The sequence below is a fragment of the Microbacterium sp. USHLN186 genome (assembly GCF_037145155.1).
GTDB lineage: Bacteria > Actinomycetota > Actinomycetes > Actinomycetales > Microbacteriaceae > Microbacterium.
Window position 1 is genome coordinate 627,351 of sequence record NZ_JBBCYA010000002.1, and the last position, 17,050, is coordinate 644,400.

Here is a 17,050-nt window from a genome sequence, read left to right on the forward strand (position 1 = left end):
CTCAGCCCTGACCGGATGGCTGGTCTGCGACGTCGTATACGTCGCGGACCAGCCATCCGTCTTCCTGCCCCACGAGCACGAGCATCTGCTCCCCGCGATCGCCGGAGGCACCCAAACGCAGCACGGCGACATCGCCGTAGTCGTCGACCAGCGTGACGGCGCGCGACCCCGCCGCGCCCCGCAGCCGCTCCTGCACGAGCGATGCCGACCCTGCCGCGATCGCCGCCGCACAGTTCTGATCGCCGTCGGCCGTGCACGACGCGATGCGCTCCAGCAGCGCCGCGCCCTGCTGCTCCAGGCGATCGGCCGGCGCGCCGCCCGCGGACGATCCCGCGTCGACCGGCGCCGCCGTCCCGGCGCCAGCATCCGCCGTCCCCGCCTCGGCCCCGCGTTCGTCGTCATCAGCGGCAGGCCGCTGCGCGTCCGCTGCGCGGGCGCCATTCGCCGCCGAGCCGGCATCCGACTCCGGCCACAGCATCCCCCCGGCGAGCACGAGGCCCGCGACGGCGGCGCCGACCAGCAGCATCCGTCGCCGCGGCGACCGCTGCTGCGTCGACGCGGCTCTTCCGCGCCTCCGCCGCCCTCCCGCCGGAGCCCCGGTGCGTTCATGCAGCCCTGGGTGGATGTCCACACCGCGGGCGATGCGCGCACGCGCGGCAGGCAGCACGCCCTGCAGCGATCCGCGCAGCACCGCCAGCGATCCGCGAGCCGCATCCCCTGCCGACCGGATCACGAGCCGCACACCCTCGAGCATCCGGCCCTGCACCGCGCCTCGCCGCTCTGTCACCGGCAGCCCGGTGTCGCTGACAGGTCCCGCTGCCGCCGGAACGGCCATGGAGAGCTCGCGGGCACGCCGCGGACGCATGGCAGCGGGGCCGTCGAGCTGCGCTTCCCGCCGCAGTGCCCTGGGCGACGCGAGCTCGGTGAGCTCGCGCTCCCAGCCGTCCGCCCGGCCGGCGACCACTCGGCGGTCCGCCAGCCCCGCATCGATCTCGGCCAGGGTGCGCTGCAGCGCCCGGTCCGCGCAGGAGTCACGCAGTCGCCCCACCACAGCCCGCGCTGCCACCTCGCACGCGGCGCCCTCCCCCGGGACGAACACCGGTCGCATCTCGTCGGTCAGCCACCACTGCCCCGTCGCCTGATCCTCGCCCACCTCCACCACTCCGCGCAGCAGGCTGCCCACGAGCGTCACCGTCTCCCCCGGGGCCAGCGCAGCGTCGGCAGCCATGCGCTTCCCGAGGAAGACCTCGACCCGCTCCGTGCACCAGGGCAGCAGCGCGTCGTGCCCGTCGCGTCGACGCACCACGTCGCAGACGCCCGCGACGTGCTCCGCGCCCGCAAAGCGCCAGAGCGCGTCCGGCACCGCTGCGGCGTCCACCCGCACTCGCAGCGCGTCCCCGTCGGTGATGAGCTCGCCGGGGACGGCGGATTCACGGGCGTCGACCAGCCGGATGCCGCGGTGCGCGCCGGGCACCAGCACTGCCGTGTCGTCCATCCGTTCATCTCACCGCGAGAGACGAGCACGCGAACCCGTCCGGCGCCGGATTGTGGACAACCCGCGCCGCGTTCGCAGCCGTGCAGGAAGAGCCGTGACCGCGGCATCCGGCGGATGCGCGCCGTCTGGAATCGGTAGGCTGTACGCATGGCAAAGAGTGCTCCCGACACCGAGAAGCGACCCGGCTTCTTCTCGCAGATGCGTTCCCTGTTCCGGTTCACCCGGGACGTGTACGGCTGGCTGCCGTGGGCGCAGATCGCGATCCTCGTCGGCGGAGTGCTCATCGGCCTCATCATCGGCTTCCTCATCGGCGGCGGCAGCGTGCTCGGCCTCGTGCTGTGGGGCATCACCGGTCTCATGTTCGGTCTGCTCGGCGCCATGTTCCTGATGACGCGGCTGTCGACGAAGGCCATGTACGCGAAGATCGACGGCATGCCGGGGGCGAGCGGTCACGTGCTCAGCACCAGCCTCGGCCGGCGCTGGTCGGCCTCCGACACTCCCGTCGGAATCAACCCCAAGACGCAGGAGGCGGTGTACCGCGTCGTCGGTCGCGGCGGCATCGTGATCGTCGGCGAGGGCACTCGCGGTCGCCTGACCCGCCTCATCAACGAGGAGCGCCAGAAGGCACAGCGCGTGGCGCACGGGGTGCCGGTGCACGTGCTCTACGTCGGGCACGGCGAGGACGACGTCGCCATCGCCGACCTGGCCAAGACCATCAAGAAGTACCCGAAGGCGATCGACAAGGCCACCATGGCCGCGGTCATCCGGCGCATCGAGTCGGTCTCGCAGTCGCTGTCGTCGCTGCCGATCCCCAAGGGCATCGACCCCACCCGGGTGCGCTCGCAGCGCCCGCGCTGACGTGCGGCGTCCGTGCGCTGATCTGAAGAGCTCAGCGCACGAGCACGCATGCGAAACGGCCCCTCTCGATCGAGAGGGGCCGTTCTCGTACGTCACTCGCCGAGCGGCTCCTTCGGCAGTCGGCGCACGCGCGGACGGCGGCGGCGCTTCTCGGGGATCATCGAGCGCATCTCCTCGAGCTTGCCGAAGCACAGCAGCCGGTCCTCCGCCTCGAGCACGACGTGCTTGCGGGGGTTGGGGATCACGCTGACCCCGCGGTGCAGCGTGAGCACGGTGATGTCGCGGTCCCACAGCCCCAGATCCCCGAGCTGACGGCCGACCTGCTCGGCGTTCGCGTGGATCATCAGCTCCGCCACCCCGTAGCCGGTCGACACGCTCAGGCGCTGACGGACGTCGATGTCGGGGAACGCCACCTGGTTCGCGATGTAGTCGATGATCGCACCGGCGACGTCGAGCTTCGTCGCGGTCTCGATGCCCTGCAGGCCCGGTGAAGAGTTGACCTCCATGACCAGCGGCCCCTCGTCGCTCTCGAGCATGTCGACACCGGCGACCCGCAGTCCCATGATCTGCGCCGAGCGCACGGCCGTCTGCTCGTACACCGGGTCGAGCGTGACCGGCTCCACCCGACCGCCGCGGTGCACGTTCGAGCGGAACTCGTCGCCGTCGGCGACTCGGCGCATGGCTGCCACGACACGGTCGCCGACGACGAGCGCGCGGATGTCGCGTCCGCGGCTCTCGGCGATGAACCTCTGGATCAGCACGTTCTGCTTGGTGGAGTGCAGAGTCTCGATGATCGCCTCAGCCACCTTCACCTGCGGGGCGAGGATCACGCCGATGCCCTGCGTGCCCTCCAGCAGCTTGATGACGACGGGGGCGCCGCCGACGCGCTCGATCGCCGGACGGACGTCGGCGCGGTTGCGCACGAACGCCGTCGGCGGCATGGCGATGTTGTGCCGGGAGAGGATCTGGTTGGCGCGCAGCTTGTCGCGCGCGCTGGAGATGCCGTTGGCGGTGTTCGGCGTGTACACGTCCATCTGCTCGAACTGGCGCACGACGGCCGTGCCGAAGTAGGTGATCGAGTTGCCGATGCGCGGCAGGACCGCATCGTACTCACTGAGCTGCTTGCCGCGGAAGAACAGGTCCGGCTCGTCACCGGTGAGATCGATCGCGAACCGCAGGGTGTTCAGTACCTTGACGTTGTGACCGCGCTGCTGCGCCGCGGCGCGAAGACGCTGTGTGGAGTACGACTGCGGGGCGCGGGAGAGGACGGCGATCTTCACAGATGATTCCTGCCAGGATGTAGGGGTGAACCGGTCCTCTCATTCAAACACGCCCACGGGGTGGCGCGAGTGGGTCGGCCTGCCGGGGCTGGGCATCGAGTGGATCAAGGCGAAGGTCGATACCGGCGCGCGCACGTCGTCGCTGCACGCCTTCGACGTGGTCGAGTTCGAGCGCGACGGCGAGGACTGGGTGCGCTTCAGCGTGCACCCCTGGCAGGACAGCACGGCGGATGCCGTGGTGCACGAAGCGCGCGTGCACGATCGCCGTGCGGTGCGCAGCTCGTCCGGCCACAGCGAGCACCGCGTGGTGATCGTCACGTCGGTGCGGCTCGTCGGCCACGACGTGGACGCCGAGGTGACGCTCACCAACCGCGACGAGATGGGCTTTCGGATGCTGATCGGGCGGGAGGCGCTGCGCCAGGGATTCGTGGTCGACCCGGCGCGCTCCTATGTCGGCGGGCGTGCGCCCGTGCAGGCGCGGCGCCGCAACCGCGGGCGCTGACGCTTCGACGGGCTGAGCGACCCAGTGCAGGACGCGGACCCGCGACTCAGCCGCGGATGAGCACCGTGCCGGCCGCCTTGTCGTGCAGCCCGCGCTGATCCGCATCCCAGATCACCGCCGGGATCACGAACACCAGCAGCAGCGTCCGCACGATCGGACGCCACAGCCCCACCCAGGCGCCGTCCAGGCGCTGCACGCGCATCCCCAGCATCCGGTGTCCGGGGCTGCCGTTCGCGGTCGGCAGGAACACGATCTGCAGCACGGCGAACACCATCATCGGAGCGAACTGCCGCCACCCCGCCTCGGACGGCAGCGCCAGCGGGTCGTAGCCGAGGAAGCCGATCGCGATGATCGTCGCGGCGGTGTAGTCGATCAGCAGAGCGCCGATCCGCCGTCCCGGACGGGCGATGCTCCCGGGTCCGGATGCGGGCATGCCGAGGCGTTCGCCGGGGTAATCACTCACCGCTCCAGCCTACCCAGCGGCTGTAACACGCTGGAAACACGACCGACACGGCCGGGAAATCCCCTCGGCATAACCTGCGTAAGGTTGATGCAACCGATAGCCGATCAGGAGTCGTCCATGTTCACAGAGCCCGCAGAGGTCATCCGCTACATCGAGGAGAACGACGTCAAGTTCCTCGACATCCGATTCACCGACCTTCCCGGGGTCCAGCAGCACTTCAACATCCCCGCCTCCACCGTCGACGAGGACTTCTTCCGCGACGGACAGCTCTTCGACGGCTCCTCGATCCGCGGCTTCGCCAGCATCCACGAGTCGGACATGCAGCTCATCCCCGACGTGACGACCGCCTACGTCGACCCGTTCCGCATCGAGAAGACGCTGATCATGGTCTTCGACATCTACAACCCGCGCACGGGTGAGATCTATGCGAAGGACCCGCGTCAGGTGGCCAAGAAGGCCGAGAAGTACCTCGCGTCCACGGGCATCGCGGACACCGCGTTCTTCGCCCCTGAAGCGGAGTTCTACATCTTCGACGAGGTCCGCTACGAGGTCACCCCGGGCCGCAGCTTCTACAGCATCGACTCGGACGAGGCGGCCTGGAACTCCGGACGCAAGGAGGAGGGCGGCAACCTCGGCAACAAGACGCCGATGAAGGGCGGCTACTTCCCCGTCGCGCCGGTCGACAAGCAGGCTGACATCCGCGACGACATGTGCCTGCGTCTCGGCGCCGCCGGCCTGATCCTGGAGCGCTCGCACCACGAGGTGGGCACCGCCGGTCAGGCGGAGATCAACTATCGCTTTGACACCATGGTGCGCGCGGCGGACGACGTGCTGAAGTTCAAGTACATCGTCAAGAACACCGCCGAGGAGTGGGGCAAGACGGTCACCTTCATGCCGAAACCGCTGTACGGCGACAACGGGTCGGGCATGCACACTCACCAGTCGCTGTGGCTCGACGGCAAGCCGCTGTTCTTCGATGAGGCCGGCTACGGCCAGCTCAGCGACATCGCCCGCTGGTACATCGGCGGCCTGCTCAAGCACGCGGATGCCGTGCTGGCCTTCACCAACCCCACGCTGAACAGCTACCACCGCCTGGTGAAGCACTTCGAAGCGCCGGTGAACCTCGCCTACTCCGCCGGCAACCGCTCGGCCGCCATCCGCATCCCGCTGACGGGATCGAACCCGAAGGCCAAGCGCATCGAGTTCCGTGTGCCGGATGCCTCCAGCAACCCGTACCTCGCGTTCGCCGCGCAGATGATGGCCGGACTGGACGGCATCAAGAATCGCATCGAGCCGATGGAGCCGATCGACAAGGACCTGTACGAGCTTCCTCCGGAGGAGGCCGCGAACATCCCGCAGGTGCCCAACTCGCTGCTGGATTCGCTGGAGGCGCTGCGCCGCGACCACGACTTCCTGCTCGAGGGCGGCGTGTTCAGCCAGGAGCTCATCGACACCTGGATCTCATACAAGTACGAGAACGAGATCCTGCCGATGGCCCAGCGCCCGCACCCGTACGAGTACGAGCTGTACTACGGCTGCTGAGCATCACCCCTACCGAGAAACCACTTCCTGCCGGAGACACCACGCGCGAACGCGTGTCTCACGCGGGAAGTGGTTTCTCGCATTGAGAGAGGGGACGCGGAGCGTCAGCGCAGTGCGTCGGCGACGGCGTCCCACCAGCCCGCGGCGGTGGCGCGGTGGTCGTCGATGCGCTCGGCGGCGGCATCCGTCGTGGCTGCCGTGGACGCGGCGATCGCCGAGAGGCGCGGGAGAGCATCCGTCAGAGCATCCAGGTCGACGACGTCATCCTGCCCCCAGTGACCGAGCGCGCCGCTGAGCTTGATGCGCGTGTACTCGTCGGCCGCGAGAGCCAGGATCGGTACGCCCGCCGGCGCGGCGAACACGGCGGGGTGATAGCGGCTGGTCACGAGCAGGCGCGACGTGCGGGCCAGTCGCGCCGCGGTCAGCGAGTCGCCGCTGGGCACGACCTCGCTCGGGCGCCGCATCCGCGCACGCACCCGCTCGTGCAGCGCAGCATCGCCGGCAGGCTCGGCACCCGCCGACTCGGGACCGAAGTGCGCATGGAAGACGACGGATCCCACCGTGTCGGCGGCATGATCGAGCAGCGCCGCGATGGCGTGCTCGACCTCGGCCGCGGGACGGCCGGCGAACCAGCCGGACAGGCTCACCAGCACGCGATCGGATGCGGTCGGTCCGTCGTGATCAGTCGGTCCACCGCCGAGGAACGACGCGTCGTCGACGCCGGTGTGCACCTGTGCGGCCCACCGGCGGGCGAGTTCCGCCGATGCGTGCTCGCGCACGCCGGTCAGGGCGGCGGAACGCGTCATGGCGGCGACCCGCTCCGCGTCGGCGTCGTCGAGATCGGGTCCGAATGTCTGCCCCGACACCACGACGGGCAGATCGCGCACTCGCGCCATCGCGGCCAGCGTCGTGCGCTCGTAGACGTGCACCGGCCAACGCGATGCGAGGTTGCCACCTCCGGCGATGAGCACCCCGGATGCCTCGGCGAGGGCGTTCAGAACCTCAGCGGCCGGGTCCTCCGCCTCGAGGGCGGTGTGTCCCCGGGCGGCATCGACGAGAAGCCTGGAGCGTCGTGCGGCGGCATCGCGGTCGAGCCCGACGAAGCCGAGACGCGGCACGCTGAGCACGCCGTAGCGCGCAGCGGACTCCCTCGGCGCCGATGAGATGCCGACGACGCCCAGACCGCGCACGGCGAGCTCGTCGCGCGCTGCTTCGAACATGGCCTCGTCACCGATATGGATCATGCCCGACAGCACGCCGATGTCGCCGATGGTGAGAACGCTCATGCCTGTCCTTCGCTCGGAATTCGGAGCCGAAGATCGACGCCCTGTCAACCGTAGGCTGTGATCACCCTGCCCCAGTACCATTCTTCTCGGTGCCTGTGTCGGCGCCCGTTCGGGAGGCAGCATGGGTATTCAGACGGCGATGGACCGCATCACCGAATCCGCCTCGATCGTCGACGCCCTGCGCGCCGCCGACGATCTGGCCTTCGAAGCCGGCCGCGACCCCGGCGTGCGCACCCTGCGCGTGCTCTCGGCCGCGCTCTCCACCGACGACGACCTCGCTGCCATCGCCGCCGTGCACGCCCTCGCCGAGATGAACGACGAGGCGGCAGCGCGGGTGCTGTCGAGCCTGCTGTCCTCACCACGGGCTTTCATCGTCGAGCACGCTGCCGACGCGCTCGGGCGTCGGCCAGCGCGTCCAGAGGCCATCGGGCGCCTCGTGCGCCTCGTCGCCGACGGCGGCTTCGCCGGCATGCTCGCCCAGCACACGCTCGAGAAGTGGTCGACGGGTGCGGGCGAGCTGCTCGCGGTGGCCCTCGAGACGGCCTGCACGGGCACGCTCCCCGCTGACGCGCGTGCCCGCCTCGTCGAGACCCTGGGGCTCGTGCGCCATCCGCTCGCGGTGCGCCCGCTGCGGGGGTGGGCGAGCGACGCCTCCGCCCCTGCGGCAGTCCGGGAGGCGGCGGTCGCCGCGCTCGGTCAGCGGCGCGACCCCGCCGCGATCTCGACGCTGGAGGATCTCGTCGTCGAGGACGGCGTGCTGGGCGATCTCGCGCGACTCGCCCTCATCGATGCCGAGCCCGCGCCGATCGTTCGCGAGAGCAGCGAAGGACTCACCATGGCCCAGCTGTTCCTGCACGCCGACGTGGATCCGTCGCTGTCATCGGCAGGCGCCGGTGACAACGGCGGCATCGCCACTCTGCTCGTGCGGCTGGGTGACGCGCTCGTCGCCCAGCCCACCGCCGTGCAGCGCGTTCTCACCCTCTCGCGCGGGACGGCCGCCCAGGCCGGCCCCGACCTGCTGCAGGTCGCCGGCGGCGAGGCGGGCCATCTGTACGGCCACATCCCGTTGAGCGCGCCGCCGCTGAGCTCGGCCGCCGCCTGGCCGCTGCGCGTGAGCGTGCGCCGTGGCATCCGGCGCCTGCTGCGTGCGGCGGGACGGGTCGACGTGCTCCACCTGCGGATGGCGGATGTCGGCAGCCTTGCCGCCGCCGACGTCGCCCGCGAGCTCGGCATCCCGACCGTGTTCACGGTCGCGCCCGACCCGCATAGCGTCATCGCCTCGCTCGAGCGCTCCGGCACGCTCACCCGGGAGGACTTCGGCGCGGCAGACCTTGCCGAGCACTTCTGGTTCCGTACGCATCTGGTGCAGAGCCTCGCCGCATCCGCCGCGCACTCCGTGTTCTTCCCCCGACCGCAGCTCGAGCGCGACATGCGCGCGCTCGTGGGCATCGACATGTCCTCGCGCCCCGAACGTCACACGGTGGTGGCCGAGGGCGTCGACCTCGACGTCGTCGACCGCGCCATCGCACAGGCCCGCGCGGTCGCGGACGGCGCCGAGCCCTCCGGCGCGCTCGCCGAGCTCGCGGCCATGCTCGACGCGCTGCCGGCCGAGCGCCGGCGTCTGCCGCTGCTCGTCACGGTCGGACGGATGCATCGCATCAAGGGCATGGCCACGCTCGTGCGCGCATGGGCCGAGGGTCCGCTCGCCGACGCAGCGAATCTTCTCGTGATCGGCGGCGACCTCGCGCATCCCTCGGCCGACGAGCGCGATCAGCTGGACCGCATCCGCGCCGCCGTCCCGCCCGCACAGCACGCGACGCGCGGACTGCTGCTGACCGGCCACCGCTCCAACGACGTCGCCGCCGAGTGGCTGGCGGCCGCGCGCTTCGGGCTTCCCCACCGGGCAGCACCCGACGGGGTGTACGTGTGCGCGAGTCTGAAAGAGGAGTTCGGCCTGGCGATCCTCGAGGCGATGGCCACCGGGTTGCTCGTGGTCGCGCCGGACAGCGGCGGACCGGCCACCTACGTCGAGGACGGCGACACGGGCTTCCTGACCGAGACCGCCGACCCGCACAAGCTGGTGGCCGCGACCGAACGTGCTCTGCGTCACGCCGCCGCACGTGCAGCTGCGGCAGACGAGGGCGCAGCCGCACGTGCGCGCGACCTGGTGGCTGAGCGCTTCACGATCCAGGGCATGGCCGCGAAGCTCGCCCCGGTGTACGAATCGGTCGCGCACACCGAGGCCGAGCTGCAGCGCGCTGCGGAGCTGCTGGTATGACCCTGCTGATCATCAGCCCGGACTACGCCTCGCACCTGCTGCCGCTGGCCGCTCTCGGCACGGCGTGGCGGGATGTCGGCGAGGAGGTCGTGGTGGCCACGGGCCCGGCCACCGCGGCGATCGTCGCGCACTTCGGATATCGTCGGGTCGACCTGCCCCTCGGTCGCGGTGCCAACGCAGGAGTCATCCGCAGCTCCGAGCAGCAGGCCGAGGAGGCCGCCTCCCTCGAGGGCTTCTTCGCCGCGACGCGCACTGGCATGGTGCCCACGCTCTCCTATCAGGCGCGCGAACGCCTCACCGACCTCATGTGGCAGCCGGTTGACCGGGCGCGCGCGACGCTGAGGGTGATCGATGAGGTCGCCCCGGACGCGATCCTCGTCGATCACCTCGCCTACAGTGCGCGCCTGGCCCTGCACACCCGGGGGATCGCCTACGGTGACGTCGTGCTCGGGCACCCGAGCGCGTTGCCGGTCGCGGGCGAGGTGTACGGCTACCCGCCCGCGTGGCCGGCGGCCTTCAGCCCGCAGCCGGCGGAGCTGACCGAGTTGCGCGCGCTGTGCGAGGTGGTGTCGCGGCGCTTCACTTCGCAGTGGAACGACGCGGCCGCGGCGCTCGACCCGCGCTCCCGGCCGGTGACCGACGCGTTCGCACTGCATGGTGACACCGTGCTCTACAACTACCCCGCCGAACTCGTCGCAGGCGACGGGCGAACGCTCCCGCCGCATCGCTTTCTCGGATCGACTCCCCGCGACGAGGCCGTCGCAACGGACGTCGAGGGCTGGATCGCCGCAGGCAGCCCGTACGTGTACGTGAGCTTCGGCAGCTTCCTGTCCGTGCGTGGCGATGTACTCGCGCGAGTCGCGGCGGCGCTGCGCGCGACCGGTCTGCGTGCGGCCATCGCCACGGGGACGACGGATGCCGCAGCGCTCGGCCCGATCCCCGCCGACTGGCTGGTCGCCGAGTACCTGCCGCAGATACGACTGCTCGCGTCGGCGGCTGCGGCGGTGACGCACGGCGGGAACAACTCGGTCACCGAGGCGATCGGCCACGCGGTCCCTGTGCTCGTGCTGCCGTTCTCGACCGACCAGTTCGCGGGCGCCGCCGCGATCGAGCGCACCGGCACGGGCCGCGCTCTCGACCCGAACGCGGCGTCAGTGGACGAGCTGGCTGCAGCCCTGCGCGAGCTCGCCGATCCCGCCTTCTCCGGGCGAACGACGCTCAACACGGCGGCCGCAGCGCAGGCGGCGCAGCCGGGCCCGTTGATCGCCTACGCGACCGTCTGCCGCTCTGCTGCGGGCGACGGCCCCGCGTAGCGCACCGCGCCCACCATCCGCGCCATCGCCGTCGGGTCGCCGGCCGCGGCCCGGTAGCGCTCCATGCGCGCGGCGTTCGCGTCGTACCCTGCACCCTCGCGCACCTCACCGACGTGATGCAGGGCGTACACACGACCGGGATGGCGCACCGGCGGCTGCCCGAGGATCGTCGAGTGCGCGAGGAACCAGGCCGCATCCTCGAAGCCCCAGCCGCGGAATCCCTCGTCCTGCCCGCCGTGACTCGCCCATGTGCGCGGCGTCGCCACGTACACACCCGAACAGGCGCCGTCCACGTACTGCTCGACGGCGCAGTCCTCGAGCCGCACACCGACGGCGTGGTCCGCCGAGCCGGTGCGCCCGAGCCAGCGGTACTCGTCGTAGGGCAGGTGCACGAAGGGACTCTCGGCGGCGGCGCGGATCGCCGCGATCAACGGCGCACGCTCCGGGATGGTGTCAGCGTCGCCGATCACCACGACCTCGTGCATCGCCGCGTTGCGCATCGCGGTGTTGCGGCAGGCGGCGAGGACGAAGGGCACGTCGCCGGTGTCGACGGTCTCCAGCGGAACCTGCGGGAGGTTCTCGCCGTACCACGCGATCACGCGTTCGAACGCGTCGATGCGTGAAGGGGCGGAACGCCACGGGATCACGATGCGAGCGGGAGGCAGCGGGGCGTCGGGGGCGGTCATGCACCTTCCTTTCCCACTGAGCCTATGCGAGGTGCGGCATCCTTCCGCGCCACGGCTCAGCAGAGCACGCGCAGCGCACCCGGCTGCACGCGCACGGCGAGCTTGGAGATGCTGCCGGCCTCTTCGCCGTCGATCTCGAAGGGCACAGGTCCCGACAGCGCGACGGCGATCGCCTCGCCGGTCAGGTTCTGCGTGAAATCGTTGCTGACGGTCTCATCGTCGCCGCCCAGCAGGCGCCGGATGCCGTTGTCCCAGATCACCGTGCGCAGCGTCTGCAGCCACTGAGTGACGTTCTCGGCGCTGATGAGAAGGAGGTCGAGTCGTCCGTCGTCGACCACCGCGTCGGGCAGCAGGGTGAAGCCGCCCTGGATGTCGCCGCAGTTGCCGATCAGCAGCGTGTGCCCGCTGAATGCCTGCTGCTCACCGTCGTCGAGGGTGATGCGGAAGTCGACGGTCTCGGATGCCGTCACGGCGCGTCCCATCGCGGCGACGTACGCGAGCCAGCCCGCCTTGCCCTTCAGGTCGTCGTCGGTCTCGGCGAGCATGTGCGCGTCGAGACCGAAGCCCACCATCACGAGGAATCCGGTCTCGACCTCGGCGTCGTCGGTCCTGGTCCAGCCCATGTCGATGCGACGCTCGTTGCCGGCCGCGATGACGTCCAGCGCTTTGGGGATGCTCCCCACCGGGATGCCGAGGTTGCGCGCCAGCAGGTTGCCCGTGCCCTGCGGCACGATGCCGAGCGCCGGCGCCTTCTCCCCCACCGAGGCGAGGATCTCGGCGACGGTGCGCACGGTGCCGTCACCGCCCACGGCGACCACCACGTCGCAGCCCGCATGCACGGCTTCGGCTGTCATCGCCCGGCCGGGATCGTCGGCCGCGGTCTCCCACCACATCAGCTCCGTGTCGGCGGGCACGGCCGCGGTGACCGCATCCCGCAGCGCGTCACCGTCGATCTTGGTCGGATTCCAGACGATTCCGAAACGCTGTGCCATCTGCTTCCCCTTCATCACGGCTGGGCGTCAGCCGTAGAACTGCTTCTCGAAGACGCGGCGGGCCCGCCGCGTGACGCGGAGGTAGTCCTCCTCGAGCACGGTGGCGGAGCGGTCAGGATATCCCAGAAGCCGCCCCACGCCGTCCAGTTCCCGGATCTCGCCGGGCAGGACGTCCCTGGTCTGTCCGGTCAGCAGCGTCATCGCCGAGCGCAGCCGGCTGGCCAGCACCCACGCCTCACGCAGGCGCTCGGCGTCCGCTGCGGGGAACAGGTCGGCGAGCACCGCGGCATCCAGCGCCTGCAGCGTCGAGGTGGTGCGCAGATCCGGCACGCGGTGGGCGTGCTGCAGCTGCAGCACCTGCACCATCCACTCCACATCGCTGAGGGTGCCGGGACCGAGCTTGAGATGCCGGCGGGGGTCGGCGCCCTGCGGCAGCCGCTCCCCCTCCATGCGCGCCTTGATCCGCTTGATCTCCCGCACGTCCTGCATCGAGACGCGCTCCGGATAGCGGATGCTGTCGGCGAGCTCGGTGAAGCGCGCGATGAGCTTGGCGCTGCCGGCGACGCCGCGCGCGCGCAGCAGCGCCTGCGCCTCCCACGACAGCGACCAGCGCCGGTAGTACTGGGTGTACGCCTCCAGGGTGCGCACGATCGGTCCGTTGCGTCCCTCCGGACGCAGATCGGCGTCGAGCTCGAGGGGCACCCGATGGTCGGCGAGGTGCTCGCGCAGGCCCGCGACGATCGCGCCGGCGTGCCGCTGCGCGCGCTGCGGGTCGACGCCGTTCGGATCGTAGATGAACAGCACGTCCGCGTCCGAGCCGAAACCGAGCTCCGCGCCGCCGAAGCGACCCATCGCGATGATCGAGAAGTCCATCACGTCGTCCTCGGGCGGCACGACCTCGCGTCGGACGGCTCGCAGGGCCGCCTGGATGGTCGCCTCGGTGATCTCGGTCAGCGCGCGCGCCATCTCGTCGACGCCGACCTGATCCAGCACCGCTCCCATCGCGGTGCGCAGCAGCTCTCGGCGCCGCAACGCGCGCACGGCGCGCAGCGCCGCCGTGGTGGTGGAATGCCGGGTCTGGATCGCCCGGGCCTCCTCGTCGAGAGCCGCTCCGCCGCGCGGTCGCAGCGCGGCGGGAGTGTCCAGCCACGCCACCGACTCCGGGATCCACTCCATGAGCTCGCCGACGTAGCGGGAGCTGGAGAGCAGCCGGGTCAGCCGTTCCGCGGCGCCGGAGGAGTCGCGCAGCATGCGCAGGAACCAGTGCGTGTCGCCGAGCCGCTCGCTGATCCGCCGGAAGGCCACTAGCCCGTAATCGGGGTCCGTGCCGTCGGCGAACCAGCGCAGCATCACCGGCATGAGGTGCTTCTGGATCGTGGCCTTGCGGCTCAGGCCCGAGGTCAGCGCGGCGATGTGACGCAGCGCGCCGGCCGGGTCCCGGAAGCCGATGGCGGCCAGGCGCGAGCCGGCCTGCGCGGTGGACAGCGCCCGCTCCTCGGCGGGAAGGGCGGCGACCGCCGCCAGCAGGGGGCGGTAGAACAGGCGCACGTGCTGGTCGCGCACGTCGCGGCGCACCTCGTCCCAGACCGCCTGCAGACCGGACGCGCTGTCGGCCAGGCCCGTCGCGCGTGCCAGACGCCGCATGCCCTCGTCGTCGCGGGGCATGAGATGCGTGCGGGTGAGATCGTGCATCTGCAGACGGTGCTCGAGCAGGCGCAGGATGCGGTACTGCTCGCCGAACGCAGCCGCCTCGGCGCGGCCGATGTAACCGCCCTCCACCAGTGCGTCCAGCGATTCCAGCGTGCCCCGGGTGCGCAGCCGCTCGTCGCTGAGTCCGTGCACGAGCTGCAGCAGCTGCACGGTGAACTCGATGTCGCGCAGTCCGCCCGGGCCGAGCTTGATCTGGAAGGACACGTCCTCGGCGGGGATGTGATCGGTGACACGCTCGCGCATCCGCTGCACGCTATCGACGAAGTCGGATCGCTCCGCACTCGCCCACACCTTCGGCTGCACGGCGTCGATGTACGCCGCGCCGAGCTGCGCATCGCCGGCGAGCGGCCGCGCCTTCAGCAGCGCCTGGAACTCCCAGCTCTTCGCCCAGCGCTCGTAGTACGCGCGATGCGATGCCAGCGAGCGCACCAGCGCCCCCTGCTTGCCCTCCGGGCGCAGGGCGGCATCCACCTCCCACAGCGGCGGCTCCACATCGACGCCGGAGAGCACGGTCATGGTCTCCCGAGCCAGCCGGGTGCCGATGTCGATCGCGCGCGGCTCGGGGAGCACGTCCTCGTCGGCCGTGCCCGCCACGAAGATCACATCGACGTCGCTGAGGTAGTTCAGCTCACGCGCCCCGGCCTTGCCCATCCCGATGACGGCGAGCCTGGTCGCCGCGATCTCCGCGCGAGTGCCGACGCGGCCGGAGGAGGCGAGCTGGGTGCGCGCCACCGCGAGCGCCGCTTCGAGCGCTGCGCCGGCGGCGTCGGCGAGGGCCGCGGACACCTCCGGGATCACCATGGTCGGCTCCGCGGCGGCGAGATCCACGGCCGCGATCTCGCTCAGGCAGCGGCGATAGGCGATCCGCAGCGCCGGCACCGGATGCGCGACGTCGGCGAAGCCGTCCTCGTCGCCGACGGCCGCTCGCATCCGTGCGCGCAGCTCGTCCGCGTCCGGCAGCTGCGTGCGGGTGAGCGCCGCCGCTTCGAAGAGCTGCGGATGCCGTTCGAAGAACGCCGCCAGTCCCCGTGACGCGCCGAACAGACGCCATGCGCCGGCCCTGGCATCCGGATCGGCGAGCACCGCCGCCACGCGGTCGCGGTCGCGGCGCGCCACGTGCAGGAGGCCGCGCACCGCGGCATCCGGATCCGCAGCGCTCATCCCCTCCGCGAGCTCGACGCGGTCCAGACCGGTCAGCTCGCTCAGCTCGCTCAGATCTGCCGACGCCGACGTCAGCTCGACGAAGCCGAGCCGGGCGAGCGCCGACAGCGACACGGACGCATCAGGACGCGCCATCGCCGCGCCTCAGAGCAGCCCGAGGTTGTTCTTGAGCTCGAACGGGGTCACCTGACCGCGGTACGCCTCCCACTCCTTCTGCTTGTTCAGCAGCACGTAGTTGAAGACCTGCTCGCCGAGCGTCTCGGCCACCAGCTCCGAGTCGCGCATGTACTCGAGGGCGTGATCCAGGCTCGCCGGCATCGGCGCGTACCCGAGGGCGCGGCGCTCGGAGTCGCTCAGCGACCACACGTTGTCCTCCGCCTCCGGCGGCAGCTCGTACCCCTCCTCGATGCCCTTCAGCCCGGCGGCGAGCATGAGAGCGTAGGCGAGGTACGGATTGGCGGCGGAGTCCAGCGCACGGTACTCCACGCGAGTGGACTGGCCCTTGTTGGGCTTGTACATCGGCACCCGGATGAGCGCGGACCGGTTGGCGTGGCCCCAGGTGAGGAAGCTCGGCGCCTCGTCACCGCCCCACAGTCGCTTGTAGGAGTTTACGAACTGATTCGTCACGGCGGCGATCTCGTTCGCATGCCGCAGCAGGCCCGCGATGAAGCGGCGCCCGGTGATGGACAGCTGGTACTCCGCGCCGGCCTCGTAGAAGGCGTTCACGTCGCCCTCGAACAGCGACAGGTGCGTGTGCATGCCGCTGCCGGGATGGTCGTTGAGCGGCTTGGGCATGAACGTCGCATACACGCCCTGCTCGATCGCCACTTCCTTGACCACGGTGCGGAAGGTCATGATGTTGTCGGCCGTCGTCAGCGCGTCGGCGTAGCGCAGATCGATCTCGTTCTGGCCGGGTCCGCCCTCGTGGTGGCTGTACTCCACCGAGATGCCGAGGTCCTCGAGCATCCGCACCGCACTGCGCCGGAAGTCGTGCGCCGTGCCGCCGGGGACGTTGTCGAAGTACCCCGCGTTGTCGGCGGGCACCGGCCCCTCGGGACCGATCTCCGACGACTTCAGCAGGTAGAACTCGATCTCGGGGTGCGTGTAGAAGGTGAAACCGGCGTCGGCGGCCTTCGCGAGGGCGCGACGCAGCACGTTGCGGGGATCCGAGACCGCGGGGCGGCCGTCGGGGGTGGTCAGGTCGCAGAACATGCGCGCGGTCGGGTCGACCTCACCGCGCCAGGGCAGGATCTGGAAGGTGGTCGGATCGGGCTGTGCGAGCAGGTCCGACTCGTAGGTGCGCGTGAGCCCCTCGATGGCGGAGCCGTCGAAGCCGATCCCCTCCGCGAAGGCACCCTCCACCTCGGCAGGCGCGATGGCGACGGACTTCAGCGTGCCGATCACATCCGTGAACCAGAGCCGGACGAACTTCACGCCCCGCTCCTCGATGGTGCGCAGCACGAAGTCGCGCTGCTTGTCCATCG

13 protein-coding genes are annotated in these 17,050 nt (G+C 70.9%); 5 read left to right on the forward strand and 8 right to left on the reverse strand.

Annotated features, from left to right (window positions below):
• Nucleotide 1: 1 nt before the first annotated feature.
• Complete coding sequence (locus tag WFG93_RS07040) at nucleotides 2-1,495, reverse strand: hypothetical protein (protein WP_336645597.1); 1,494 nt, start codon at nucleotides 1,493-1,495, stop codon at nucleotides 2-4.
• 147 nt (nucleotides 1,496-1,642) lie between these two features.
• Between WFG93_RS07040 and WFG93_RS07045 the strand changes: the two genes are divergently transcribed.
• Entirely contained in the window at nucleotides 1,643-2,353 is a 711-nt protein-coding gene (locus WFG93_RS07045; RefSeq protein WP_336645598.1) for a DUF4191 domain-containing protein, read from the forward strand.
• Between the two features lie 92 nt (nucleotides 2,354-2,445).
• Here the strand turns inward: WFG93_RS07045 and WFG93_RS07050 are convergent, their stop codons facing one another.
• Nucleotides 2,446-3,633, reverse strand: a complete 1,188-nt coding sequence (locus tag WFG93_RS07050; RefSeq protein ID WP_336645599.1) for a RimK family alpha-L-glutamate ligase — start codon at nucleotides 3,631-3,633, stop codon at nucleotides 2,446-2,448.
• Between the two features lie 25 nt (nucleotides 3,634-3,658).
• On the opposite strand from WFG93_RS07050, the gene WFG93_RS07055 reads away from it, so the two are divergent.
• A complete protein-coding gene (locus tag WFG93_RS07055) occupies nucleotides 3,659-4,135 on the forward strand; it encodes an ATP-dependent zinc protease family protein (protein WP_336645600.1) in 477 nt (158 codons plus the stop codon).
• A 46-nt stretch (nucleotides 4,136-4,181) separates the two neighbouring features.
• On the opposite strand, the gene WFG93_RS07060 is transcribed toward WFG93_RS07055, so the two are convergent.
• Nucleotides 4,182-4,568 carry an RDD family protein gene (locus WFG93_RS07060; protein ID WP_442928243.1) on the reverse strand — a complete coding sequence of 129 codons (387 nt, stop codon included), beginning with the start codon at nucleotides 4,566-4,568 and terminating at the stop codon, nucleotides 4,182-4,184.
• Nucleotides 4,569-4,715: 147 nt separating this feature from the next.
• On the opposite strand from WFG93_RS07060, the gene glnA reads away from it, so the two are divergent.
• Nucleotides 4,716-6,140: a type I glutamate--ammonia ligase gene (gene glnA / locus WFG93_RS07065; RefSeq protein WP_336645602.1), complete on the forward strand. Its 1,425-nt coding sequence runs from the start codon at nucleotides 4,716-4,718 to the stop codon at nucleotides 6,138-6,140.
• Between the two features lie 104 nt (nucleotides 6,141-6,244).
• On the opposite strand, the gene WFG93_RS07070 is transcribed toward glnA, so the two are convergent.
• On the reverse strand, nucleotides 6,245-7,426 hold the full coding sequence (locus tag WFG93_RS07070) for a polysaccharide pyruvyl transferase family protein (RefSeq protein WP_336645603.1): 1,182 nt from the start codon (nucleotides 7,424-7,426) through the stop codon (nucleotides 6,245-6,247).
• A 139-nt stretch (nucleotides 7,427-7,565) separates the two neighbouring features.
• Between WFG93_RS07070 and WFG93_RS07075 the strand changes: the two genes are divergently transcribed.
• Together WFG93_RS07075 and WFG93_RS07080 are read left to right on the forward strand one after the other, a co-directional pair.
• Nucleotides 7,566-9,704: a glycosyltransferase gene (locus WFG93_RS07075; protein WP_336645604.1), complete on the forward strand. Its 2,139-nt coding sequence runs from the start codon at nucleotides 7,566-7,568 to the stop codon at nucleotides 9,702-9,704.
• On the forward strand, nucleotides 9,701-11,017 hold the full coding sequence (locus WFG93_RS07080) for a nucleotide disphospho-sugar-binding domain-containing protein (RefSeq protein WP_336645605.1): 1,317 nt from the start codon (nucleotides 9,701-9,703) through the stop codon (nucleotides 11,015-11,017). Before WFG93_RS07075 ends, WFG93_RS07080 begins: the two co-directional genes overlap by 4 nt.
• Here WFG93_RS07080 and WFG93_RS07085 read toward each other — a convergent pair.
• Genes WFG93_RS07085 through WFG93_RS07100 form a run of 4 tightly spaced genes read right to left on the reverse strand, consistent with a single transcriptional unit; the run spans nucleotide 10,972 to nucleotide 17,048 of the window.
• Nucleotides 10,972-11,703, reverse strand: a complete 732-nt coding sequence (locus tag WFG93_RS07085; protein ID WP_336645606.1) for a hypothetical protein — start codon at nucleotides 11,701-11,703, stop codon at nucleotides 10,972-10,974. The genes WFG93_RS07080 and WFG93_RS07085 overlap by 46 nt on opposite strands.
• A 56-nt stretch (nucleotides 11,704-11,759) precedes the next feature.
• Nucleotides 11,760-12,695, reverse strand: a complete 936-nt coding sequence (locus WFG93_RS07090) for a diacylglycerol/lipid kinase family protein (protein WP_336645607.1) — start codon at nucleotides 12,693-12,695, stop codon at nucleotides 11,760-11,762.
• A gap of 27 nt (nucleotides 12,696-12,722) precedes the next feature.
• The gene (locus WFG93_RS07095) at nucleotides 12,723-15,701 is read right to left on the reverse strand and encodes a bifunctional [glutamine synthetase] adenylyltransferase/[glutamine synthetase]-adenylyl-L-tyrosine phosphorylase (protein ID WP_336645608.1); all 2,979 of its coding nucleotides are present in this window, start codon (nucleotides 15,699-15,701) and stop codon (nucleotides 12,723-12,725) included.
• Nucleotides 15,702-15,710: 9 nt separating this feature from the next.
• Entirely contained in the window at nucleotides 15,711-17,048 is a 1,338-nt protein-coding gene (locus WFG93_RS07100) for a glutamine synthetase family protein (protein ID WP_336645609.1), read from the reverse strand.
• Nucleotides 17,049-17,050 lie beyond the last annotated feature (2 nt).

What these genes read in the sequence shown, in the direction of transcription:
- WFG93_RS07040 (WP_336645597.1), bottom strand. Translation starts at nt 1,495, where the DNA reads ATGGACGACACGGCAGTGCTGGTGCCCGGCGCGCACCGCGGCATCCGG.
- WFG93_RS07045 (WP_336645598.1), top strand. Translation starts at nt 1,643, where the DNA reads ATGGCAAAGAGTGCTCCCGACACCGAGAAGCGACCCGGCTTCTTCTCG.
- WFG93_RS07060 (WP_442928243.1), bottom strand. Translation starts at nt 4,568, where the DNA reads ATGCCCGCATCCGGACCCGGGAGCATCGCCCGTCCGGGACGGCGGATC.
- glnA (WP_336645602.1), top strand. Translation starts at nt 4,716, where the DNA reads ATGTTCACAGAGCCCGCAGAGGTCATCCGCTACATCGAGGAGAACGAC.
- WFG93_RS07070 (WP_336645603.1), bottom strand. Translation starts at nt 7,426, where the DNA reads ATGAGCGTTCTCACCATCGGCGACATCGGCGTGCTGTCGGGCATGATC.
- WFG93_RS07075 (WP_336645604.1), top strand. Translation starts at nt 7,566, where the DNA reads ATGGACCGCATCACCGAATCCGCCTCGATCGTCGACGCCCTGCGCGCC.
- WFG93_RS07080 (WP_336645605.1), top strand. Translation starts at nt 9,701, where the DNA reads ATGACCCTGCTGATCATCAGCCCGGACTACGCCTCGCACCTGCTGCCG.
- WFG93_RS07085 (WP_336645606.1), bottom strand. Translation starts at nt 11,703, where the DNA reads ATGACCGCCCCCGACGCCCCGCTGCCTCCCGCTCGCATCGTGATCCCG.
- WFG93_RS07090 (WP_336645607.1), bottom strand. Translation starts at nt 12,695, where the DNA reads ATGGCACAGCGTTTCGGAATCGTCTGGAATCCGACCAAGATCGACGGT.
- WFG93_RS07095 (WP_336645608.1), bottom strand. Translation starts at nt 15,701, where the DNA reads ATGGCGCGTCCTGATGCGTCCGTGTCGCTGTCGGCGCTCGCCCGGCTC.
- WFG93_RS07100 (WP_336645609.1), bottom strand. Translation starts at nt 17,048, where the DNA reads ATGGACAAGCAGCGCGACTTCGTGCTGCGCACCATCGAGGAGCGGGGC.